This is a genomic window from Faecalibacterium prausnitzii (assembly GCF_019967995.1).
Taxonomy (GTDB): Bacteria; Bacillota; Clostridia; order Oscillospirales; family Ruminococcaceae; genus Faecalibacterium; species Faecalibacterium prausnitzii_E.
Genome location: NZ_CP065377.1, coordinates 1,244,665 through 1,265,582 on the forward strand (window position 1 = coordinate 1,244,665; position 20,918 = coordinate 1,265,582).

Consider the following 20,918-nt stretch of genomic DNA (forward strand, 5'->3'; position numbering starts at 1 on the left):
AGGAGTTACTATGAGCGAAAAATCGGATAAGCTGCGGGCAATGCTGGCAAAAGAGAAGGAGCGCCGCATCAAGCTGAACAACCGCATCGAGATCCTGGAGCGGCGCATTCAGGAGGAGGATTCCGCCGAGGTCAACGAGATGGTACGGACTGCAAAGGTCACGCCGGAACAGCTCGCCGCCCTGCTGCGGCAGTCGGCCACCACCACCCCGAACCCGGCTGCGCTGTCTGCGGTCGGCGCAACTTTCGAGAAGGAGAATGCAGATGAAGATTAAGAAACTGGGCGCACTGCTGGTATCGGCGGTGCTATGCGCTGGCATGGCGGCTCCCGCTTTTGCCTTTGAGGGCGAAGCTACCCCGGTGGAACAGCCTGTTTTGCCGGAGGTGATGGAAGATGTTGTTACCATCACGGATGAAACCTCCGGCGCACTGACCCCGGAGGGCAATCTGACACTGGTGGACGATTACCACACCAATTATTCGGATGGTTCCGGGCAGCAGTTCATCACGCTGGTATCGAAATCGGGTGCGACATTTTATCTGGTAATCGACCGGAACAGTAAAGGCGCACAAACCGTACACTTTATGAACCTTGTGGACGAAGCCGACCTGCTGGCACTGATGGAGGAAGAAGATGCGGATGCTTATACCGCCGAAAAGGAAGCGGCGGCGCAGGCGGAACAGGACAGGCTGAAAGCCGAGGAAGAAGCCAAGAAAGCCGCAGAAGAAGCGGCGGCATCCGGTACGGAACAGACTGGTGGCAACAAAGTTACGAAGTATGCCGCCACATTCTTAGGCGTTCTGGCTCTGGTCGGTCTGGCTGCTGGCGGCGGCATTTACACCTTTATGAAGCAGAAGCAGAAAAAGCAGGCTGAAAAAGAAGCTCTTGACCCCGATGCAAACTACACCGAGGACAAGGGCGATTTTGAGATTCCGACCGATGTGCCGGACGAGGACGAAACCCCGGACGAGCAGGACACTGAACCCATCTGATTTCAAGGCGGCGTTTTGCCGCCCTACATATTGCAATCCGAAACAGAATGGAGGGATTCTTATCGCAAAATTGATCGTGGCGGAAAAACCGTCCGTTGCCATGTCCTACGCCAAAGTCCTCGGTGCCACCAGCCGTCAGGATGGCTACCTTGAGGGCAACGGCTATCTGGTAAGCTGGTGCGTGGGGCATCTGGTTGAGCTTGCGCCGCCCAATGTCTACGATGCCAAATACGTCAAGTGGAACATTGCAGATCTGCCCATCCTGCCGCAAAAGTGGGAGTATCTGGTGTCTGCCAGTACCAAAAAACAGTTCGGCATCCTGCAAAAGCTGATGCACTGCCCGGATGTTGACAGCGTGATCTGTGCTACGGATGCAGGGTAGTGCGGTTAGGTGACTCAAGAGAAAGAAAAAAGAGACCTCATCTCGTCAAAAATCAAATTTCAAAATCATTAAAGGAGCTATTCAAATGAAACGAAATCAGAATTTCGACCATAATCACTCTCAAAAACTGCTTTCCTTCCGCTACAACATAGACACCAACCGAGTGGAAGCCCGGTTCACGGATGGCTCTGCCGTCGCCAACAGGATGCCCAACTGCCTCAGAACATCCTCAACCCGCTACTTTACAGTGGGGTTGACACGGAGGATTGAGTGTCATCGTTTTTTCATGGCTACCGCCGAAAATCATTGTAACGTATTTTGTGTTACAAATTGGTCAAGCGAATGATTATGATTAAAATTCTCTTACTCGCACAATAAGTCATTTGATAAACTGGTTAAAATGCCAAATAATTTCAAATCATAGTCCAACACACAACAAATGTGGTATAATAACAATATATTTAATGCTTTAACTGTGTTTGCAAAAAGGAAAAGAAGATAAGTATGGAGATTACATGGTTGAAAAATGAAGATAATGCCATTCAATACGTCTATGCCTCTGCTGTTCCCCAAAAAATACCATTAGACATTTTTAAAGAAATTGTTCAGAGCAGTAAAGAAAACTGTCTACCTGAATTTTATGTGATATCTGAACAGGGAAAGTATATCGGATATATTTTATTATTGGCCGATAAAAAAGAAGACATCCCTAAACCTTTTACATTTCTTGCATGTCATAATGGCGATACTCTGCCAAAAGAAACTCACAAAAAAATATTGGAATTTATCGGCAAACGGTGTCGTGTAAACAACTGGAATAAACTCGCTTGGTTGGCCGAACAAGAAATCCAGCAATTGTGATATCATCGTTTTTTAAGCTATCTCTCTATAAAAACTCCTTAAAGACATAAAGGCAAACTTGAATAAATAAATTTATCTAAAAGCCCCACCTACAATAGATATTCCAAATCGAAGAATCTACTGCAGGTGGGGCTTGTTCTATGTGATAAGCTATTTTGTAAAAATCAAATACGTAGATTATATGGCAGAATCATTTGGTGACACTGAAAGCTAATGTTGCGCCATCAACGACACTATACATATCGCCGTTAGCCGCAGTAGCAATTCCAGTAAACTCAACCTCCCATTTTCCTTTAGAGAGTCCATATTTTACATCTTCCGTACCGATTGTGCCGTATGCAGAAATGGCATGATCAAAGGTTCCAAAGGGTGTACCAAGTTTATTGAAATGCAGGTTACCTTCAAAGGAAACAATTACTGCACCCGGAACGGTAATCGTCCATTGGATATACCCTTCAGACAGATAATCAAGTGTACATGAACCAGCATCGCCCCAGAAGGTTTCGCGAGAAATTGGGACAAGTTTGAATGTTGCAGAGTTTACAGTTGTTCCTTTATCAATTTCGATACTAGATTTTTTGGAAGAAAGTGCTACAACGCCTGGTTCAACTGCAACAGCAGCAGGCATCAAAACTGTGTTGAAAACAACCAACGCAGCACTCGTTCCAGCCATTTTAAGGAATTCATTTCGGGTCATCTTTTTCATGTCGATTTGCTCCTTATATTTTATTGACTGTTACAAGTCACCCAGCTACAATTTGGATTCTTTTTCGCTTAATTCTGCACTGGAATCACCTCTTACAAAATTTTAGTATATTGGCATCATCGTGATCAAAAGCAATATCACTAACAGCCACCTCATCACACTATAAAGCCGCAAATTTTCAACTCAGGTGTATGCTCATCGGCAAATAAATGTGAACCATACGAATGCCGCTGTTAAACAACCTGCCAAAACCACTAAAATACAACTTGCCAACTTTGGCTCAATAGCAACTTTTTGATTTTCGCACAGCGCAAATTTCTGAAGTTCCTGAAATGTTGTTTGATTGACATTGCCGTGTATTGCTTTCCATGCAACGAAATGATTTGTAATCAGAAGATAATCTGAAACGATTCCTACAAAAACAATGGCAAAAAATGCTGCGGAAAAGAACCACATTCCATCGCATTGATTCACCGTCAGGATATCCTGAAGGCTTGCTGGCTTCAATGCCCATAAAGCCACAACATATAGCAATACTTCGCAGAAATCTCTTTGGAGTGGCCCTTTTTGCTTAAAGAATCCCATTACATGTTCTCCCTGTTCTTTGAAGTCACTATCAGCCACCAATGGCCTGATAATAATCCGTTTTAGACCGAATCAAAGAGCCATTTGACTTATATTCCTTGACAGTTTGATGATAGCAATGTGTATAGTAGCTATTGTCATAGGAAAATAGGACTTCATACGTAATAGAAGATATTGTCACTTTATAGCAGTCCGAGGACATACTCTGAAGCATCTGATCGAAAATAAACGATGCTGTAGAAGAAATAACTGCTGCTGGTGTGCTTCCCCATGCAGTTGCTAAAATACTGGCTACATCAGATGCTTTTTTGCATTTACGCAAATCACTAGCATAAACCGTATCGGTTGCACTTGTGCCAACATAGCGGTGCTTGAACTGCGACCCTGTCACCTCGCTTCCAGTGAGTGCAGGAATTTGTGCCAGCTGTCCGTTTTTGTAATTTTGCTGATCTTGATAAATTTCATAGAACAAGCTATAGTCACTTCTTGCAGTTGATGTTGTTGATTCACCAGATGCACCTACAACAACAATGTCCATCACATCATTAGGATGCACCGTACGCGTAATTCGTGTGATACCTCCATCACGAATTGTAAGCTGTTCAACAACATCTTTTCCATTCATCGAGTACGAAACAGAATAATTTGATCCTGTCAAAAGAGATTCGCTATTGCCATGATTTGTTGAATCTGCAAAGGCAATGGGCATAATGGAAGCAACACAAAGCAGCACCGCTAACACGCAGGAAATATAACGCAAATATGTTTTTGTTTTCATTTTGTTTTTTCCTTTCATGCATTCCTATAGAACAACGGACTCTCATCTGTGCATCGGAAACACCTCCGAAGTACATTGATTATCGATGCTCTCACTTTTTCAAGAGATATTTTCCAAATGCAAGGACGCCTAGAATATAGAAAAGCTGACGAACAATCAACATAATGAATGAAAGCAGCTCCAACATAATCGAACAGTTCCTTTTAGAAAATTATCAAGAAATATATCCCGTAAGAGTATCGCTATCTTACCTTTCATATGAATTTCAGTCATGCTCAAGCGATTCCGGGACATCCGGCTGATATGCCGTAAAGCCACAGGTGCTGTTCACGCTCAAGACTGCGAGAGCCATTGCCATAATGCAAGTGACCTTGCTCAAGAGCAACATAATCTTTTTCATTTCTGTTACCTCCGTTTGATATTTTTTAGAGCATTCATCTTCTGAAAACACATGAACGCCCTCGTACCTTAGGATATCTTCGCTTGTTTCTGAAAAAACGGAATGATTGCAAAAATCACTAAAACCCATTTTGAAATGTAGTATACCGTTATACTGCGGGTGTCCGGAAGCACATTGAAAATGGCAAACAGGAAATCTATTGACGAAAGAACAGATGCGACCATCTTATAGCTTAACCGCTTCTTTTTGCCTAAAGGCTTATTCGTTGCTTCTATCGGAGAGAAAAAGATAGCGATGCCCATAAGAGCTGCTGTTGTCAGGATACGAAAAAGGTGATTGGCTGCAATTACTTTACTCAGCAAAATGCAGATAAGTGCCAGTCCGGTAAATGCCAGATAGCATCTGGTGTGCGACGTTGCATGATATCCACCAATGTAGATTCTCTGCGGGATAAACCCAATCAAAAATGAAAGTGAGTATCGAACATCACCACACACGGCAGAGACGAGGATGACAAGCAAAACACTTACAACAGACGATATGAGCAACTCGTACCCATAGACATACGCATCCGCTTTTGATTCGTCTACCACTTTTTGTTCGCAGAAAAGACGGACTAATTTCTGAGACAGCGTGCGTTCCCACATTGCAGTTGCGCCACCTTATCTTCTGATTTTTGCTTCACTGTATCATAAATTTCAACAAAATCAAGAGGTTTGGCAAAACCGGTCGTTCTGGTGACAAAAGTGGTAAGTCAGGCTACTTGTAAGGAGCCTTTGCACAGTCTATAATAGTATCAGAACATTATTTTGTGGAGGTTGTCGAAATGCTGAAGTACCACGTTGCAGTCTGCGATGATGAGAAGTCAGACCTTGATGGTATTGTTCAAAGCGTCCAGCGATACGATGTGCAAGGTTGCTTTGACATTGAAACTTACATGGACGGAAACGAACTTCTGAGCGAATTGCAAATGCAGAAGAAATCCTTCGATTTGCTGCTGCTCGACATTGAGATGCCATCCAACGGTTTTCAGCTGGCACAATCCCTGATTCAAATGGAGAAGCATCCCTTGGTGGTATTTGTCACGAAGCGGCACGAGTATGCTGTGCAGGGATATGGCATTGCATTCCGCTACCTTGTCAAACCTTTGGATCAGACGCTGTTCGCTGCGGCGATGGACGCTGTCCTTCAGGAACTGAACTCCAAACATTTCACAATCGAATACGATGGTGTCACCATGTCCTTGGAAACATCAGATATTTACTTTCTGGAAAGCCACGGACATAAAGTTCTGATCCACTGCAAGGAGCAAGACCTTACATTGAGAATGAGCATTCCTGAAGCCTTGGAGCAGCTTCCCAAACGATGCTTCGTGTCGCCACACAAAAGTTATCTTGTCAATATGGAACACATTGTTTACGCTACTGGAACCGCTGTTTTTCTTTCCAGCGGACATCAGCTACCGATCAGCAGGAGGAAGCGTCAGGAGTTCAATCAGAACTTTAACGCTTATTTGGGAAGATGATACTTTATTATTTCGTTGAGTTTGCAGGGAGCTTTGCCAACATCGCTCTGTTGCTGCTTTTTATCGGTCGGCTATTTCCTAAAAAGGAGCCCGTTTCAAAATGGTTCTATGTGTATGTTGTGCTTATGATCGCTGGCCAGTGTGCACTAAGCTTATTCCCGGACTGGGTAACGCAGCGCACGATCTATCTTTTAGTTGGCGGATTTTTCCTCGCACTGCTGTTTTACGAAGTGCGACCATGGCAGGCGGTTTTTGCAAGCGGAGCTTTCTTTACGCTGATTGCTTTGGTGGAAGTGCTTGCAATGCTCCTGATCGGGCTGCGCATCCCTGATACCGATATTCTGATGCAGGCTGGGGCAGCACGGTTGGTTTATGTTGTTTTTTCAAACCTGATTCAAGTTCCACTTGTAGTCCTGATCTCACATTTTTTCAGTCGAAAGGGAAATGCTCTGCGCATCCTATGGCTGTTGCCAATTATTGCGATTCAAATCGCAAGCATCGCTGTCTGTTATGTGGCACAGTATCATGCTGCGGATGAGTATTTCCCGGATTATATGGTCGGCCTTATGGCTGTGCTTCTCCTTATAAACATCCTGATCGTGTTCTATGTGGAAGCTCTCCGGGAAAATGAACTGGAAAAATTCAAAGCCAAGTTCAATGAGCAGCAGTACAATCTTCAAATGGAATACTACCAGCAGCTCAAAGAACGTCAGGAAGAAGTCCGTTCTCTACGGCATGATGTGAAGAAATACATTCTGGCGATGCAGGCAGTTGCAGAACACGGCGATACCGAAGAACTTCACAAGATTGCACAAGCTGCCACGGATATTTTTGAGCGTTCCACAAATGTTTCTGCTGTCGGAAACCCTGTTGTTGATGCTCTTTTGAATTATTACCTACGCATCGCAGAGAAGAATAACATCAAGGTCAAACTGGATGTGACGATTCCTGAAGTTCTGACGATCTCATCGCTGTCTTTGAGCATCATCCTCGGAAATACATTTGACAATGCCATTGAAGCCTGTTGCAGTCTGCCAGCGGAACAGCGAACCATCCATTTACAGCTGCGCAAACAATATCGGAGCCTTTTCTATCGGCTGGAAAACCCATACAGTGATACTTCTCGCGGAATCCGCATCGGAGAACATCATGGTTACGGGCTAAAAAATATAAACCGTATCGTTCAGGAAAACCATGGTGACTTCTACACGAAAAAGAAAGACGGTGTATTTACGGTTCAAGTTCGCTTGAACTGCGAAAATTAAATATGTTTCCACAGCCAAATGATCAGCCTTTATACTGATTGTTTGGCTCTTTATTTTGTAAAGGAGCGTGATGCTATGACCCAGCCCAAATCCGACCTTGCCTATCTCCGCAGCGAAAAAGCCAAAGCGGAGCAGCAGCTACGCTACTACAAGCACCGTGAGAAAATTCTGGAACATCAGATACCGGAGCTGACCCGCAAAGCCCGTGTGCATCGTCTGTGTACCCGTGCCGGAATGCTGGAAAGTTTTCTGATTGCGCCGGAAGAACTCACCAACGATCAGGTGATGGAGCTGCTGAAAATTGCGTTCCGTCAACCAGAAGTTGCGCTGGCACTTGCAAAGATGATTCACGACTTGCAGGAACGCCGCAGCGTTTCAAACCCTTTAGAATAAAGGGCGCAATTATACACCGTTCCGGTGAAATTGCGGTCTTGCAGACGGCTCGATGAAATCGAAGCTGGCGTTTGTTCGCCAGCCCGATTCCATCCCAAGGAAAACTGCATTTTCCTTGCGCTGCCTTGCAGCTATCCTTTTGCGGATCCCGCCTTGCCCCGAAGTGCGCAGCACTCCGCATCAAGGCGGCGAGCAAAACCGAATACGATTTCCGACCGTTCAACAAGAACTATCTTGCTGGGCGGTCTTTTTGTTTGGGGGTGATGCCTATTTCGTGTCCGCATTTCAAAATCACCATCGTAAAACGCAGCCAAGGGCAGTCCGCTGTTGCTGGCGCAGCCTACCAGAGCGGCGAACGGCTGTTCAGCGAATACGACCAGAAAACGAAATTCTACAACAAGAAGAAAGAACTCGTCCACTCCGAGATCATGCTGCCGCCCCATGCGCCGCCCGGATATGCAGACCGGGCAACGCTCTGGAACGCAGTAGAATCCGTTGAAAATCAATGGAACTCGCAGCTTGCCCGCCGCATCGTGCTGGCACTTCCGAGAGAAGTTCCGAAAGACCAGTATCTTCCCATGCTCAAAGAATTTTGCAAAGAGCAGTTCGTTTCCAAGGGCATGATTGCTGACTTCGCCATCCATGACAAAGGCGATGGGAACCCACACGCCCACATTCTGCTGACCATCCGGGCAATGGACGAACACGGCAAGTGGTTGCCGAAAGCCCGCAAGGTTTACGACCTTGACGAAAACAGCGAGCGCATCCAGCTCCCATCCGGCAACTGGAAATGCCACAAGGAGAACACGGTGGACTGGAACGACCAGAAGTATGCCGAGGTCTGGCGGCACAGTTGGGAAGTTGTTACAAACCACTATCTTGAAGCCGCTGGCAGACCGGAACGTGTTGACCTCCGCTCATTCGAGCGTCAGGGAGTGCAGCAGATTCCGACCGTCCATCTCGGCCCCGCTGCTCACCAGATGGAAAAGCGAGGAATCGAAACCTTTCTCGGAAATCTCAACCGGGATATTCGCGCGGCCAACAGCCTGATGCAGTCCATTCGCAGCACTATCCGAGGTCTGCAACGCTGGATCGCAGACCTGACCGAAAAGAAGCAGATTCTTCTGGACGCACTGGAACAGGCCAAGGAGCCAACGCTGTCCGATCTTCTGGTGGACTATTTCAATCTCCGCAATGAGCAGCGCAGCGATTGGTCGAGCAAGGCGCAACTGAAATGTTCTGCCCGTGACCTCAACGAAGTCATGCAGGCTGTTGATTATCTGAAAGCCCACTCGCTGAACACGGTCGAGGACTTGAACGCTGCAATCAAAGACCTGAGCCAGACCGCCGCCCCGTTGCGTAAGCAGTTGAAGCAGAACGAGAACCGGATGCGGGCAATCGCCCAGATCAAGGACGCTGCTGCCATCCATGCCAAGCTGAAGCCCATCCACGATACCTTTCTAAAGAAGAACTTCAAGCTGACAAAGGATGCCTATGCAGCCCAGCACAAAGAAGAACTGGACGCTTTCAATAAAGCTGTCCGCACTCTGATGAAGCTGAACGGCGGCACGACCGTGGATTTTTCGGCATTGGATGCCGAATTTTCTGCGCTGCAATCGGGCAGCGCAGAGCTGCGCAGCCAGCTGGAAACTTTGCAGCCTGACCTGACCGCACTGAAAAATGTGCGCAAGTATATCGACCTTGTGCTGAATAAGCAGCAGCTTTCCGCACCGGGCGGCAAGACCCCAGAGAAAGAATCTGTGCTGAAGCAGTTGGAGCAGCTTCAGCAAGAAAAATCAAAACACAAAGCGATTACCGCCATGAACCGCGAAGAATCGCTCTAAATCATATTTCTGCCACTGATGTGTCATTGCAGTCTGTGGCAGGAATACATAGATTTTTTTACATTGTAAAACAATCCAAATGTGACTTTTTTGTTAATTCTCAAAATTATGGGTGTCTAAAGGTCTTTCTCGATGCCTACCAAGTGAGAGAAGAATTTCAAGGTGAGCATTTCTAAATGCAACAATTTGATTACAATCCTGCTTCGGATGCTACGAAACCGCTGTTCTCGTCGGCTACCTATTGAGCGATCTTTTTTTATTTCCGGCGTATGCAACGTCCCGGTTTCAGAAAACTCACGGCTAAGACTACTTATGAACTTTTTGTGAATTCTTAAAAGCGAGGGTGTCTTTTAGCTCCTCTCGATGGCTCGTATATAGAAGCTGATTTTTTGGAAACCCAACTTCCGCAGATTTTCCATACGTTCTTTGACAACAGAATAGTTCAATCGTCCGGTACGTCACAAAAGGTACTTCTGTAACTCGCAGCCCGGTCATGACGAAGACGGGGTGGCTGAAATGCCAATGATGCGGTAAAAATCCGCTGCCGGACGATTCCCCACTCCTAGGGAGCCGAGGGCGAATATGGGAGACCTATATCATATTAACGCAGACGAGTTTGTTCAAGCCCGCCTGCGATGGGGAGCTGGAGGAGATGCCGGCTCTCGTTACATCCGCTTCCTCAACGGAACCTTCCGCCCAATCAGCGGGGGTAAAACAAGAGGAGAAAGACGATTGGAGTCCATTCCTTTCCGCACTTGCAGCACATGAACAGGAGGTTTGCCCTTGAACAAAGAAAAATCCGAGAAGAAGTCTGCTGAACGCAGCCGTGCGCCGAGAAGTCCGAAGTCCGTGCGTCTGATCGTAGAACGCCACTATATTGGCAATGTGCCGATGAACACGCTTTTTCAACGGCTTGCAGAGGAAGAAATTCGGAAAACTGCCGAATCGTATCTTGCAGCTGGCTAATTGGACGTTTTACTGCGGAAAAGAGCTTGCATCATCGCACAGGTTTCGATACAATGTGATTGATGAGGTCTCTTTTCCATTATGGAGGTACACATGGAAAAGGACAAAAAAGTAACCGCTTTATACTGCCGCCTGTCAAAAGATGACGGGTCAGCCCATGAAAGCCTGAGCATCCGCACACAAAAGGCGATGCTTATGGAGTATGCCACACGCAACGGTTTCGGAAATTGCCAGTACTATGTCGATGATGGTTACAGTGGAACGAACTCTGACCGTCCTGCCTTTCAAGAACTGCTGGATGATATCCGGGATGGAAAGGTAGCGACCGTCATTACCAAAGACCAATCCAGACTTGGACGCAACCACATCGAAACCGGAACGTATATGGAAATCTTTTTTCCGGAACACGGTGTCCGCTATATTGCAATCAACGATGGTTACGATTCCAACGAGCAATCCCAGATGGATATTGCTCCGTTCAGAAACATCATCAATGAAATGTATGCCAAGGATACTTCCCGTAAAATCAAGAGTGCTCTTCGGACACGCAAGAAAAGTGGGAAGTATATCTCCAGCGGCGCACCGTTTGGCTATCAGAAAGACCCTGCCGACCACAACCACCTTGTGATCGACCCGAATACCGCCCCTGTTGTTGAGTATCTCTATTCATTGGCGGAGGAAGGACTTGGGCTTCACCGTATCGCCAAACGGCTTCACGATGAGAAAATCCTGAAGCCGTGCTACTACAAAAAAGAGATGTTTGGTCGCTTTGTCGATGATGAAAAGATGTATGATTGGGATTCTGCCTATGTCAGTCAAATTCTGCACAGCCCGGTCTACGCCGGACACATCATCTATGAAGCAAAACCTACTGTGTCCATGAAATCCAAGAAGCGACGTTATATCCCTTTTGAAGAACGTGCTATTGTTCCGAACACGCATGAAGCAATCATCCCACAAGACCGTTGGGAGAATGTGCAGCGAATCCTTTATAGCCGTTCCGGTAGTTTTATGTGCGATAAGACCGAATACGACAACATCTTCAAAGGAATCGTTCGCTGCGCAGATTGTGGCAGAACAATGTTGGTCAAAGTTGAAGCCCGCCGCAAACGCAATAACATTTTGGATCAGACATTTTATTGTTGCAGCACTTATCGGAAGTATGGTGCGAAAGCCTGCGCCTCTCACAACTTGGAAGCCCGTGTTTTGCATGAAGCTGTCCTTGCTGACATTCAGGCACACGCAAAGGCCGCTGTGGGCAACCGAGACGCCCTTGTGCGAAAAATTGCAGACCAGATGCACCTTCGGGTATCTTCTGACCGGGCGCAGCACAAGCGGGAATTGAAACAGTGTAAAGCAAGAATCGCAGAAATCGAAGATTTGTACGCAAAACTTTATGAGGATGTGTCAAAGGGGCTTCTCCCGGAGAAACGTTTTCAAATGCTTGCAGATCGCTATGACAAGGAACAGGCTGAACTGACCGAAAAAATCGAGCAGTACGAACAGGAAGGTCGTGCTGAACACGATCAGATGGATAAGATTCAGGATTTTATTGATGAAGTCAGCAAGTATGCTGGCATCACCGAACTGAACTATAAGATTCTGCACCAGCTGATCGACAAGATTCTGGTATCCAAAGCGGAAAAGGTCGATGGCGAATACGTCCAGAAAATCCAGATTTTCTACCGCTTTATCGGCCCATTGGATGCCATTGAGTAACAACGTCAGAAAAGTCACCTCCGAGAACTATCCAACAGATGCAGGACGCGAGGGAGAACTGATCTTCCGTTTGGTGTACCAGCAAGCAGGTTGCAAAAAGCCCTTTTCTCGCCTGTGGCTGTCCAGCATGGAGGAAAACGCTATCCGGGAGGGCTTCGCCAACCTGAAACCATCAACTGAATACGATGCGCTGTACAATGCAGCACTCTGCCGGGAACGTGCCGACTGGATGGTCGGCATCAATGCGTCCCGGCTTTTTTCGTGTCTGTACAACCAGCCCTTGGCGGTGGGACGTGTTATGACTCCGGTGCTTGCCATGACGGTGGTGCGGGAAGCCGCCATCGCTGCCTTTGTGCCGGAGAAATTCTACACGGTGAATCTGGAACTGACCAGCGGCTGCACGGCATCCAGCCGCCGTATTCCCGAAAAATCCGTTGCCGAAAACCTGCTGGAAGCCTGCCGAAAGGAGATGGTAGCAACGATCCAGCGCATCACCCGCAAGGAAAAATCCGAAAATCCGCCGCCGCTGTACGATCTGACCACCCTTCAGCGAGATGCCAACCGCCTGTTGGGATACAGCGCACAGCAGACGCTGGACTATGTGCAGAGCCTGTATGAGAAGAAACTTACCACTTATCCCAGAACTGATAGCTGCTATATCACCGACGATGACGAGGAAATGCTGGAGGAACTGACCGAGGAGTTGGAAAGTTTTCTCGACATTGCCCCGGAAGATGTGGACGAGGCGGTGCCCCGGACACGGCGCACCGTCAACAGGGAAAAAGTCACCGACCACCACGCCATTCTGCCCACTCGCAGTATGCTGCAAGCCGATCTGGGCTCACTGCCCAAGGGGGAGCAGAACGTCCTGAAGCTCATCATCGCCCGGACGCTGATGGCAGTCAGCAAGCCCTTCCGTTATCTGGAAACCCTGCTGACCACCGAATGTGCCGGGGAGAAATTTACCGCCAAGGGCAAGGAGATTCTGGAGGAAGGCTGGAAAGCAGTGGAGCGCAAGGTGCTGGCAGACATCCTGAACCGGAAACAGGAACTCACCGCCCTGCCCAACGCAGCGGAAAACGAGTGCGGCATCCTCAACGCCGAACTGAAAGAGGGGCAGACCTCGCCGCCGAAGCATTTTACCGAGGACCTTCTACTTCATGCGATGGAAACTGCCAGTGCGGATAGTATGCCGGAGGGTGTGGAGCGTCAGGGTATCGGCACTCCAGCAACCCGTGCCGCCACTATCGAAAAGCTGGTGCAGAAGGGCTTTCTGGAACGGAAAGGCACCAAGAAAACCAAGGTGCTGCTGCCCACGGATAAGGGAAAAGCCCTCATCACTGTGATGCCCGAAGAAATCCAATCCCCGGAAATGACCGCTGATTGGGAAACAAAACTGCTGCAAATCGAGCGCAGCGAAATGGAGCCAGAAACTTTTATGACTGAAATCAAAGAGATGATCTCCTCGCTGGTAACGACCACCGAGGCTGCGAAAGGAGCGAATGCGCTTATGAAAAACAAAATCATCGGTGTCTGCCCCAACTGTGGTGCAAATGTTGTGGAGCGTGAAAAGGGCTGGTTCTGCGAGAACCGGGAGTGCCGCTTTGTGCTGTGGAAGGACAATGCGTTCTTTAAGCGGCTAGGCAAGCGGCTGGACGCTCATGTGGCGGACAAGCTGCTGCGGGATGGTCGGGTCCGCCTGAAGGACTGCAAGAGTGCCAAGGGCAAGACCTACAACGCCACCGTGCTGCTGTCCTGTGAAGCGGATGGCCGCAGCAAGTTCAGTCTGGAATTTGAGAATGGGGGCTGCTGATGAAGGATGATGCCGTGATAAAGGACAACGAGGCGGTCTACCTCCTCAACGAGCAGACGTATCTGCATCTGCGGGAAAATCTCCAAGGTGTCGGGTACGAGGTTTTTGACAAGAATAGCCCGCTCCCGGTGGAGGAAGGGCAGATTCCGCGGGAAGCTCTGGGCAACACCCAGCGGCGCATCGAGACTGCCCGTGCGTACTATCTGGCAGAGCATCAGGATGAGCCTGTGGGGAGGATTCAGAATGTTGCGGTTACGACCTTAGAGAAGTTTCGCTCCGGGGTTCGCAGGCGCAGGAATCTAGCCCCGCGCTCTCTGCCGGAGAACGATGTGCGGTTCATTGACCCGCAGTACAATGAGCTGTTCCGGGTGCCGGACGGCAGCGTGGTGCAGATGACCTACCCGGATGGGCACCAGCGTTCCGAGAAGGTCGAATATCTCGATGACTATCACATGAAGATTGGTTCCTCTGTGCAGCACATCTGCGAATTTGCAGAGCGCATGGCACGCAGTCATGCCATCGTAGAGCCGGAACCTTTAACGCAGCAGGAGCAGCGGGCGTGGAATCTGGAATACGACTATTATCTCACTGTGCAGGCGGCAGATAATGGCTCGTGGGAGTATGCGCTCTATCAGGGCGACTGCTGCCTGTTGGAGCGTGGGAAAATTGACGCGCCCGAACTGATGATCGAAGAAGTGCGGGACGAAATTATGTACACTCACAACCTACGGAACAAGGACTGCATCACGCTCACGCAAGAGGAGTTTGCCCAGAAGCTCGCAGACCGAAACGAGATCCAGTCATACCGGATGAAGCAATTCCAGCAAAGCGGCCACGACTGCTATCTGGTCATGCAGCTGCATCAGGATGCAGACCCTGCGCTGCGCTTTGCCGCCATGCGCTATCTGAACAAGCAGAACATCGCTCCGTCCATTGAAAATTACGAGATCCTTTACCGGGGCAATCTCCCGGAAGGAAAGCGCAGCGTTCCGCAGGCAGAGCTGTTGGAACAGTTGTACCAGAAATTCAACTGTGCCCGCCCTCTGAATTACCATGGGCACAGCCTGTCGGTCAGTGATGTGATCATGCTGAATCAGGATGGGAAAATTTCAGCGCATTATGTGGACAGCATCGGCTTCAAGGAACTGCCGCGGTTTCTGGATAAAAAGCAGGAGCGCACCTCGGTGCTGATGAATCTCAGGGAAAAGTGCGATGCCCCGGAGTGCAATCCCACGGTATGCCGGAAAGTGAGGGATGCCCATGAACTTTAACCACGAAGAACTGATGCTGATGATGCTCTACAATACCGGCACCCGGCAGGGGCTAGTGCGGGAGCTGCGGCTGATGCAGTGCTACCTGATGCCGGATGAAACTGCTTTGCGGGAACTGTCAGAGCAGGTCATTGAAAAGCTGAAACGGCTGACGGATGCCGAGTTTGCAGGACTGGAATTTCCAATGAACTGATTTTTGCCGCCTGCGGGCGGCGTACATAAGAGCTTTCGCATCCTGCAAAGGTATGATATACTGAAGCTGACAGCTTTCAGGTCGCAGATAAAAGATAAGAGGTGCTTTTTATGGCAGGTTTGAAGGGAAAGACCGGTATCGTGACCGGCGGCAGCAGCGGGATCGGTTTCCAGATCGCAAATGTGCTGGCTCAGGCCGGCGCGACAGTTTATGTCATCAGCCGCACCGGCAAGCCCAAAGAGGGTGTAGGCGAAAGTGCACCGGGCGTTGTCCATCTGCAGGGGGACATCGGCAATGCAGAAGCTATGAAAACACTGGTGGCGGAGCTGGCCGCAAAGCATAACGACTGCCTGAATTTTCTGGTAAACAACGCAGGCGTCAGCTATAAATGCCGGGCCGAGGACTTTCCCATGGAGCAGTTTGATAATATCATGAATGTGAATGTCAAATATCTGTTCCAGATGAGTGTGATTTGCTACCCCTATCTGAAGAAAAGTGCGGACAAGGGCCGCATCATCAACATCACCAGCATGAGCGCCCATCTGGGCTTCAGCGAGGTGGTGCCGTACTGTGCCAGCAAGGGCGCTGTGCTGGCGATGACCCGCGCTCTGGCCGTGGAGTGGGCGCAGGACAACATCACCGTCAACAGCATCGCGCCGGGGTGGTTCCGCAGCAAAATGAACGAGCAGGTAGTGGACGCAGCCCGGGAGCAGAAAATTCTGAACCGGATGCCGCTGCACGCCTACGGTGACACCCGCGACTTGGGTAAGATGGCCGAGTTCCTGGTGGGCGATGGTGCCGCTTACATCACCGGACAGGATTTTGCCGTGGATGGCGGCGCACTGGCTTTCGGTTATTGAGAGGAGCTTCTCTGCAATTTTTCGGCAGCTTCGCTCGTATTCCAGATAAAGGAACCGAATTTCGTTGGCATAACGGAGGAACCATTATGGCAATCTTTGAAAAGACCATCCGAAACAAGAATTTTGACAAACTGCTTCGGAAGCTGGAACAGGAAATTCCGGACAGCAGTTGGTCGGCAGATTTAGAGGCAGGCAGTGATTTCAAAGAGGGCGATGCTCGGTGCAGTGTCCGTGTATTTGAGCGGTACAGCATGATGGGCGGCAACCGCCTGAGCCTGACGTTGACCATGTTCCAGAATGGGGACGGCCCCATCCGGCTGTCTGCGATTACGGCGGGCGGCAGTCAGGCAGTGTTTTTCAAAGTGAATACCATCGGAGAAGAATCCTTTCTGGAGGACGTAAAGAACCTGCTGGAAGAAATTTTGGAGGAATAAGATGTTTTACGCTGGAATTGATATGCTGTTCAGCATTCTGTTTCCCATCCTGTTCCTTGTGGTTTTGGGTATGATCCTATACACCATCATCGGAAATATCAGCACATGGAATAAAAACAACCATTCGCCGCGGCTGACCGTTCCGGCAACGGTGGTGGCAAAGCGAACGGAAGTTTCTCGCCACCATACAGACAATACGATGGCGCACACGTTCACGACCTATTATGTGACCTTTCAGGTAGAGAGCGGCGACCGCATGGAGCTTACCGTAAGTGGTTCGGACTACGGAATGCTTGTGGAGGGCGACATTGGAAAGCTGAGTTTTCAGGGCACCCGCTATCTTGGGTTTGAGCGGAGCTAAGTGTTTCTTACATTATATAGTATGGAGTGCTGTATGAACGATTTGTTTATCCAAGGGCTGACCATCGACTGGAACAGAGTTCGCCCATACAATTATGTTCGTCAGATTCCTGCCATCAGTGGAATCGACACTTTTACATTCCATAAGCCCATTACGTTCTTTGTTGGCGAAAATGGAAGTGGAAAATCTACGCTTCTGGAAGCAATCGCTGTTGCTTACGGCTTCAACGCAGAGGGTGGAACGAAGAACTATTCATTTTCCACATACAACTCCCATTCGGAACTATGTGAGGCTATGACGATTTCCAAGGGGTATCGCAGACCAAAGTTCGGGTATTTTCTCCGAGCAGAGAGTTTCTATAATGTAGCCACCAAGGAAATCGACTATTCCGATGACGATCATCCATCCAAAGGCTATCACCAAAAATCACACGGTGAAAGTTTCCTCGCCATTGCGCAGGACTACATGGGTGCAGATGGAGTCTATATTTTTGACGAGCCGGAAGCCGCTTTATCCCCGCAGCGGCAGCTCACGTTACTGATCAACATTTATCGGTGTGCCCAAGAAGGGGCGCAATTCATTATCGTATCACATTCACCCATTCTCCTCGGAATGCCTGATGCTGAGATTTTTAGCTTCGACAATGGCACGATTCATCCTTGTCAGTATGAAGATACGGACAGCTACGTTATCACCAAAACATTTGTAAATAATCGGCAGCATTTTTTGAACCAGCTTCTGAACGAAGAAACATAATGCCGGGAAAGGACATTCCATATGAGTGATTCTACGTTGAAAGAGCTTTGGCAGCAGGTCGCTGAAAAGAAAAGCTGCGAAGCAAAACAGAAAGAACTGACCGCCCAGAGAGATACGCTTGCTGACCGCCTGAAAAAGCTGGAAAAATCCAAGCTGGCAGAGCAGGCTGATGTGGACCGTCTGGAGGAACACAGCCTTGCCGCATTTTTCTATCAGGTCATCGGAAAGATGGATGAAAAGCTGGACAAAGAACGGCAGGAAGCCTATGCAGCCCGTGTCAAGTACGATGCGGCTCTCCATGACCTTTCTTCCGTTGATGCTGATTTAGCACAAATTCAAAATAGGTTGGCACGGCTGTCCGATTGCGAAAGGCAGTATCAAGCTGCTCTTTCCGAAAAAATCAAAAGCATCAAAGCATCTGCCCACCCTGCCGCACAGCAGGTTGCGGAAAGCGAAAGCCGTATTGCCGCGCTGAAAGTCCAAAAACGGGAGCTGCTGGAAGCTATCAACGCCGGAAAGACCGCCCTGCATACGGTCAATGAAGTTCTGGAAACCCTCGACAATGCCGAGGGCTGGAGTACATGGGACGTAATGGGCGGCGGTTTGATGGCCGATCTTGCCAAGTATGAGGAACTGGACGATGCACAGGAACAAATCGAACAGCTCCAAGTGGAACTGCGGCGGTTCAAAACTGAACTTTCCGATGTTGAAATCACCGCAGACCTTCAGGTTACGGTGGACAGCTTTTTGAAATTTGCGGATTTCTTCTTTGACGGCCTCTTTGCAGACTGGGCAGTTCTGGATCACATCAATCAGGCACAGAGCAGGGTGGAAAACACCAAGGGTCAAATCAAGCGAGTCCTCGCACTTCTGAAAAAGATGCGCGAAGATATTGACGTCCAAATCGCTGACGAAAAAGAAAAGCAGGAGCAGCTTGCGGTGGAAACTGAGCTGTAAGTTTGAAGAGTCCGCTTATGTGATATGATTCGATAAAACCGAATTTGCAGGAGGTGTTTCGATGAAAACAAGAAGGTTTGCTTTATGTCTGGCAACGGTTTTTCTGGTGGCGATTTATATCAATATTCAGAGAAGCCATACTTTCACCCTTTCAAACGATGAAGGCACCATAAAGACAGAACAAATACAGCCACTTTGGGGAACTGTAAAAGTGAGCGGTGATTGTGATACTGAGGTGGTCTTTACCGATGTAGAGACTGGAGAAAAATATAGAATCGGATATATTACACAGGGCGTAACGGAAAGAATCAAACTCGAAAGAGGCAAATGGTATAAGGTGGCGAGCGGAGGCAACCTTACACTGAATCCGGTAAACATTCGAGTCGAATAAATGTGAGTTCCTTGCGGGCAGCTATGAAAGCTGAAGCTGAGAAGAGAGTTTTGAATATTCACATATAAAGGAGTACAGTTCTATGAGTTACGGTTGGGCAACTGTTTTCACTTTAGCGGCATGGTTTGCAGGACTTGTGATTGATGCAAATGTGCGGGTCGGCGACCTCGGTTTACGAACAGTGCTTCCTGTCATCGTGATGGGGTGCTGCGTTATGAAGTACATAAAGGACAATAGCAAATAATCTTATCTCAATACACTTTCCAGCGGGCAGCCCCAAAACGGTTGCCCGCTATTTTTATACTCTAAAATCTGGAAAAGGAGGCTAAAATGCCAAGCAAAACCGAAGAATATCTCGCCCTTGCCCAGCGCACGGCGAACGGCTTGACCCGGTACTGGGAAAGCTGGACGGACTACCTGACCACTGCATCCCGACTGTACAAGTATCCCTTTGCAGCCCAACTGATGATCTATGCCCAGCGCCCGGATGCCACCGCCTGCGCCGACTTTGACATCTGGAACAATCGGATGAACCGTTATGTGCGCCGGGGTGCCAAGGGCATCGCCCTGCTGGACGAATCCAGCGGATTCCCCCGGCTGCACTACGTCTTTGACGTAAGCGACACCGGGGTGCGCCGCAATTCCCGTGACCCGGAAGTGTGGCAACTCGGTCCCGATTTGGTGCAGCCGGTTTCGGAAATGTTGAGCAAGACCTACGGCATCAGCGGAGAGCGTGTCATCCAGCAGCTTGCGGATGTTGCGGGGAAACTGGTGGCGGATTACTGGGACAACAACGGCGGGGACATTCGTGCCATCGTTGACGGTTCGCTCTTGATGGATTATGATGATGTCGGGGTGGAGATGCAGTTCAAGTCCGCCGCCGCCATCAGCGTCACCTACACGCTGCTGGAACGCTGCGGCTTTGAGCCTGCCGGGTGGTTCGACAAGGACGACTTCCGAGCCATCCACGAGTTTTCCACCCCAGACAGTGTTTACGCCCTCGGCGCAGCCGTCAGCGACATGAGCCGGGAGGTGCTGCGGAACATCGAGCGCACCGTCAAAACAACCATTCGCCGCCGCAATGCAGAAAGGAGCCAATATGAATACGAACAGCAGGAACGTGACCTACTCGACCGTCGGGGACTACCAGCTCCCGAACCTGATTCTGAACCAGTCCCGGAAGCCGCTGGGCAAGTACGGCAGGCTGCGCCGGACGTACCTGAAGGAGCATCGCCCGGTGCTGTACAACACGATGCTCCTGAACGGGAGCCTGTACCCACACCTGATGGAGGTGGAGCAGACAGCAGAGAACCGGATGCAACAGACCATGGCGCAGCTTCTGAAACAGACCCCAGCCCCGGACAAGGAGCAGAATCAGATGGCATGGGTGCAGCACATGAACAGCCTGAAAGCGCAAGCCGAGGAACTGGTGCTGACGGAGCTGATCTACAGCTAAGTTTTCTGGA

The 20,918-nt window shown here is 49.0% G+C and carries 27 protein-coding genes and 1 pseudogene; 22 read left to right on the forward strand and 6 right to left on the reverse strand.

Features of this window, described 5'->3' with window-relative positions:
- Window positions 1-10 precede the first annotated feature (10 nt).
- The 5 genes and pseudogenes from I5P96_RS06155 (at window position 11) to I5P96_RS06175 (ending at window position 2,235) form a co-directional block, all read left to right on the forward strand.
- Window positions 11-274, forward strand: a complete 264-nt coding sequence (locus I5P96_RS06155; RefSeq protein ID WP_117930454.1) for a DUF4315 family protein — start codon at window positions 11-13, stop codon at window positions 272-274.
- On the forward strand, window positions 258-992 hold the full coding sequence (locus I5P96_RS06160; RefSeq protein WP_117930453.1) for a DUF4366 domain-containing protein: 735 nt from the start codon (window positions 258-260) through the stop codon (window positions 990-992). Before I5P96_RS06155 ends, I5P96_RS06160 begins: the two co-directional genes overlap by 17 nt.
- A 61-nt stretch (window positions 993-1,053) precedes the next feature.
- Window positions 1,054-1,371, forward strand: a pseudogene (locus tag I5P96_RS06165) (toprim domain-containing protein); the annotation flags it as partial.
- Between the two features lie 88 nt (window positions 1,372-1,459).
- Complete coding sequence (locus tag I5P96_RS06170; protein ID WP_081028504.1) at window positions 1,460-1,720, forward strand: DUF6061 family protein; 261 nt, start codon at window positions 1,460-1,462, stop codon at window positions 1,718-1,720.
- 158 nt (window positions 1,721-1,878) lie between these two features.
- Window positions 1,879-2,235: a hypothetical protein gene (locus tag I5P96_RS06175; protein WP_055187024.1), complete on the forward strand. Its 357-nt coding sequence runs from the start codon at window positions 1,879-1,881 to the stop codon at window positions 2,233-2,235.
- Between the two features lie 190 nt (window positions 2,236-2,425).
- On the opposite strand, the gene I5P96_RS06180 is transcribed toward I5P96_RS06175, so the two are convergent.
- The 5 genes from I5P96_RS06180 to I5P96_RS06200 form a co-directional block, all read right to left on the reverse strand.
- Window positions 2,426-2,941: a hypothetical protein gene (locus I5P96_RS06180; RefSeq protein ID WP_055187025.1), complete on the reverse strand. Its 516-nt coding sequence runs from the start codon at window positions 2,939-2,941 to the stop codon at window positions 2,426-2,428.
- A gap of 195 nt (window positions 2,942-3,136) precedes the next feature.
- Window positions 3,137-3,526 (reverse strand): hypothetical protein, encoded by a 390-nt coding sequence (locus I5P96_RS06185; RefSeq protein WP_055187026.1) that lies wholly within the window; start codon window positions 3,524-3,526, stop codon window positions 3,137-3,139.
- Window positions 3,527-3,557: 31 nt separating this feature from the next.
- Window positions 3,558-4,304 carry a hypothetical protein gene (locus tag I5P96_RS06190; RefSeq protein WP_133300985.1) on the reverse strand — a complete coding sequence of 249 codons (747 nt, stop codon included), beginning with the start codon at window positions 4,302-4,304 and terminating at the stop codon, window positions 3,558-3,560.
- Window positions 4,305-4,569: 265 nt separating this feature from the next.
- The gene (locus tag I5P96_RS06195) at window positions 4,570-4,704 is read right to left on the reverse strand and encodes a cyclic lactone autoinducer peptide (protein WP_165852945.1); all 135 of its coding nucleotides are present in this window, start codon (window positions 4,702-4,704) and stop codon (window positions 4,570-4,572) included.
- 68 nt (window positions 4,705-4,772) lie between these two features.
- A complete protein-coding gene (locus I5P96_RS06200) occupies window positions 4,773-5,351 on the reverse strand; it encodes an accessory gene regulator B family protein (protein ID WP_097783063.1) in 579 nt (192 codons plus the stop codon).
- Between the two features lie 179 nt (window positions 5,352-5,530).
- Between I5P96_RS06200 and I5P96_RS06205 the strand changes: the two genes are divergently transcribed.
- The 16 genes from I5P96_RS06205 (at window position 5,531) to I5P96_RS06280 (ending at window position 19,696) form a co-directional block, all read left to right on the forward strand.
- Window positions 5,531-6,229 (forward strand): LytR/AlgR family response regulator transcription factor, encoded by a 699-nt coding sequence (locus tag I5P96_RS06205; RefSeq protein WP_097783064.1) that lies wholly within the window; start codon window positions 5,531-5,533, stop codon window positions 6,227-6,229.
- Window positions 6,226-7,494, forward strand: a complete 1,269-nt coding sequence (locus I5P96_RS06210) for a GHKL domain-containing protein (protein WP_097785098.1) — start codon at window positions 6,226-6,228, stop codon at window positions 7,492-7,494. The genes I5P96_RS06205 and I5P96_RS06210 overlap by 4 nt, the downstream gene beginning before the upstream one ends.
- A gap of 75 nt (window positions 7,495-7,569) precedes the next feature.
- Window positions 7,570-7,887: a DUF3847 domain-containing protein gene (locus tag I5P96_RS06215; RefSeq protein WP_055185906.1), complete on the forward strand. Its 318-nt coding sequence runs from the start codon at window positions 7,570-7,572 to the stop codon at window positions 7,885-7,887.
- 269 nt (window positions 7,888-8,156) lie between these two features.
- Window positions 8,157-9,731 carry a MobQ family relaxase gene (gene mobQ, locus I5P96_RS06220; protein ID WP_117527543.1) on the forward strand — a complete coding sequence of 525 codons (1,575 nt, stop codon included), beginning with the start codon at window positions 8,157-8,159 and terminating at the stop codon, window positions 9,729-9,731.
- A 783-nt stretch (window positions 9,732-10,514) separates the two neighbouring features.
- Entirely contained in the window at window positions 10,515-10,697 is a 183-nt protein-coding gene (locus I5P96_RS06225) for a hypothetical protein (protein ID WP_117527459.1), read from the forward strand.
- A gap of 93 nt (window positions 10,698-10,790) precedes the next feature.
- The gene (locus tag I5P96_RS06230; RefSeq protein WP_223383582.1) at window positions 10,791-12,416 is read left to right on the forward strand and encodes a recombinase family protein; all 1,626 of its coding nucleotides are present in this window, start codon (window positions 10,791-10,793) and stop codon (window positions 12,414-12,416) included.
- On the forward strand, window positions 12,403-14,229 hold the full coding sequence (locus I5P96_RS06235) for a DNA topoisomerase (RefSeq protein WP_411703510.1): 1,827 nt from the start codon (window positions 12,403-12,405) through the stop codon (window positions 14,227-14,229). The genes I5P96_RS06230 and I5P96_RS06235 overlap by 14 nt, the downstream gene beginning before the upstream one ends.
- Window positions 14,229-15,500 carry a YodL domain-containing protein gene (locus I5P96_RS06240; RefSeq protein WP_223383584.1) on the forward strand — a complete coding sequence of 424 codons (1,272 nt, stop codon included), beginning with the start codon at window positions 14,229-14,231 and terminating at the stop codon, window positions 15,498-15,500. Before I5P96_RS06235 ends, I5P96_RS06240 begins: the two co-directional genes overlap by 1 nt.
- A complete protein-coding gene (locus I5P96_RS06245) occupies window positions 15,490-15,693 on the forward strand; it encodes a transposon-transfer assisting family protein (RefSeq protein WP_117930574.1) in 204 nt (67 codons plus the stop codon). Before I5P96_RS06240 ends, I5P96_RS06245 begins: the two co-directional genes overlap by 11 nt.
- A gap of 110 nt (window positions 15,694-15,803) precedes the next feature.
- Window positions 15,804-16,553 carry an SDR family NAD(P)-dependent oxidoreductase gene (locus I5P96_RS06250; protein WP_223383585.1) on the forward strand — a complete coding sequence of 250 codons (750 nt, stop codon included), beginning with the start codon at window positions 15,804-15,806 and terminating at the stop codon, window positions 16,551-16,553.
- Between the two features lie 86 nt (window positions 16,554-16,639).
- A complete protein-coding gene (locus I5P96_RS06255) occupies window positions 16,640-16,987 on the forward strand; it encodes a DUF6054 family protein (RefSeq protein ID WP_223383586.1) in 348 nt (115 codons plus the stop codon).
- 1 nt (window position 16,988) lies between these two features.
- Window positions 16,989-17,348, forward strand: a complete 360-nt coding sequence (locus I5P96_RS06260; RefSeq protein ID WP_154259971.1) for a DUF2500 domain-containing protein — start codon at window positions 16,989-16,991, stop codon at window positions 17,346-17,348.
- 33 nt (window positions 17,349-17,381) lie between these two features.
- Entirely contained in the window at window positions 17,382-18,104 is a 723-nt protein-coding gene (locus I5P96_RS06265; protein ID WP_005921747.1) for an AAA family ATPase, read from the forward strand.
- 21 nt (window positions 18,105-18,125) lie between these two features.
- A complete protein-coding gene (locus I5P96_RS06270; RefSeq protein WP_223383587.1) occupies window positions 18,126-19,061 on the forward strand; it encodes a hypothetical protein in 936 nt (311 codons plus the stop codon).
- 61 nt (window positions 19,062-19,122) lie between these two features.
- The gene (locus tag I5P96_RS06275) at window positions 19,123-19,452 is read left to right on the forward strand and encodes a hypothetical protein (protein WP_223383588.1); all 330 of its coding nucleotides are present in this window, start codon (window positions 19,123-19,125) and stop codon (window positions 19,450-19,452) included.
- 82 nt (window positions 19,453-19,534) lie between these two features.
- Window positions 19,535-19,696, forward strand: a complete 162-nt coding sequence (locus I5P96_RS06280; protein ID WP_015537708.1) for a hypothetical protein — start codon at window positions 19,535-19,537, stop codon at window positions 19,694-19,696.
- 2 nt (window positions 19,697-19,698) lie between these two features.
- Here the strand turns inward: I5P96_RS06280 and I5P96_RS06285 are convergent, their stop codons facing one another.
- Entirely contained in the window at window positions 19,699-20,421 is a 723-nt protein-coding gene (locus I5P96_RS06285; RefSeq protein ID WP_223383589.1) for a hypothetical protein, read from the reverse strand.
- A gap of 130 nt (window positions 20,422-20,551) precedes the next feature.
- On the opposite strand from I5P96_RS06285, the gene I5P96_RS06290 reads away from it, so the two are divergent.
- On the forward strand, window positions 20,552-20,908 hold the full coding sequence (locus tag I5P96_RS06290) for a TnpV protein (RefSeq protein ID WP_223383590.1): 357 nt from the start codon (window positions 20,552-20,554) through the stop codon (window positions 20,906-20,908).
- The last annotated feature ends 10 nt before the right edge of the window (window positions 20,909-20,918 follow it).

What these genes read in the sequence shown, in the direction of transcription:
- I5P96_RS06155 (WP_117930454.1), top strand. Translation starts at nt 11, where the DNA reads ATGAGCGAAAAATCGGATAAGCTGCGGGCAATGCTGGCAAAAGAGAAG.
- I5P96_RS06160 (WP_117930453.1), top strand. Translation starts at nt 258, where the DNA reads ATGCAGATGAAGATTAAGAAACTGGGCGCACTGCTGGTATCGGCGGTG.
- I5P96_RS06170 (WP_081028504.1), top strand. Translation starts at nt 1,460, where the DNA reads ATGAAACGAAATCAGAATTTCGACCATAATCACTCTCAAAAACTGCTT.
- I5P96_RS06175 (WP_055187024.1), top strand. Translation starts at nt 1,879, where the DNA reads ATGGAGATTACATGGTTGAAAAATGAAGATAATGCCATTCAATACGTC.
- I5P96_RS06180 (WP_055187025.1), bottom strand. Translation starts at nt 2,941, where the DNA reads ATGAAAAAGATGACCCGAAATGAATTCCTTAAAATGGCTGGAACGAGT.
- I5P96_RS06185 (WP_055187026.1), bottom strand. Translation starts at nt 3,526, where the DNA reads ATGGGATTCTTTAAGCAAAAAGGGCCACTCCAAAGAGATTTCTGCGAA.
- I5P96_RS06190 (WP_133300985.1), bottom strand. Translation starts at nt 4,304, where the DNA reads ATGAAAACAAAAACATATTTGCGTTATATTTCCTGCGTGTTAGCGGTG.
- I5P96_RS06195 (WP_165852945.1), bottom strand. Translation starts at nt 4,704, where the DNA reads ATGAAAAAGATTATGTTGCTCTTGAGCAAGGTCACTTGCATTATGGCA.
- I5P96_RS06200 (WP_097783063.1), bottom strand. Translation starts at nt 5,351, where the DNA reads ATGTGGGAACGCACGCTGTCTCAGAAATTAGTCCGTCTTTTCTGCGAA.
- I5P96_RS06205 (WP_097783064.1), top strand. Translation starts at nt 5,531, where the DNA reads ATGCTGAAGTACCACGTTGCAGTCTGCGATGATGAGAAGTCAGACCTT.
- I5P96_RS06210 (WP_097785098.1), top strand. Translation starts at nt 6,226, where the DNA reads ATGATACTTTATTATTTCGTTGAGTTTGCAGGGAGCTTTGCCAACATC.
- I5P96_RS06215 (WP_055185906.1), top strand. Translation starts at nt 7,570, where the DNA reads ATGACCCAGCCCAAATCCGACCTTGCCTATCTCCGCAGCGAAAAAGCC.
- I5P96_RS06230 (WP_223383582.1), top strand. Translation starts at nt 10,791, where the DNA reads ATGGAAAAGGACAAAAAAGTAACCGCTTTATACTGCCGCCTGTCAAAA.
- I5P96_RS06235 (WP_411703510.1), top strand. Translation starts at nt 12,403, where the DNA reads ATGCCATTGAGTAACAACGTCAGAAAAGTCACCTCCGAGAACTATCCA.
- I5P96_RS06240 (WP_223383584.1), top strand. Translation starts at nt 14,229, where the DNA reads ATGAAGGATGATGCCGTGATAAAGGACAACGAGGCGGTCTACCTCCTC.
- I5P96_RS06245 (WP_117930574.1), top strand. Translation starts at nt 15,490, where the DNA reads ATGAACTTTAACCACGAAGAACTGATGCTGATGATGCTCTACAATACC.
- I5P96_RS06250 (WP_223383585.1), top strand. Translation starts at nt 15,804, where the DNA reads ATGGCAGGTTTGAAGGGAAAGACCGGTATCGTGACCGGCGGCAGCAGC.
- I5P96_RS06255 (WP_223383586.1), top strand. Translation starts at nt 16,640, where the DNA reads ATGGCAATCTTTGAAAAGACCATCCGAAACAAGAATTTTGACAAACTG.
- I5P96_RS06260 (WP_154259971.1), top strand. Translation starts at nt 16,989, where the DNA reads ATGTTTTACGCTGGAATTGATATGCTGTTCAGCATTCTGTTTCCCATC.
- I5P96_RS06265 (WP_005921747.1), top strand. Translation starts at nt 17,382, where the DNA reads ATGAACGATTTGTTTATCCAAGGGCTGACCATCGACTGGAACAGAGTT.
- I5P96_RS06270 (WP_223383587.1), top strand. Translation starts at nt 18,126, where the DNA reads ATGAGTGATTCTACGTTGAAAGAGCTTTGGCAGCAGGTCGCTGAAAAG.
- I5P96_RS06275 (WP_223383588.1), top strand. Translation starts at nt 19,123, where the DNA reads ATGAAAACAAGAAGGTTTGCTTTATGTCTGGCAACGGTTTTTCTGGTG.
- I5P96_RS06280 (WP_015537708.1), top strand. Translation starts at nt 19,535, where the DNA reads ATGAGTTACGGTTGGGCAACTGTTTTCACTTTAGCGGCATGGTTTGCA.
- I5P96_RS06290 (WP_223383590.1), top strand. Translation starts at nt 20,552, where the DNA reads ATGAATACGAACAGCAGGAACGTGACCTACTCGACCGTCGGGGACTAC.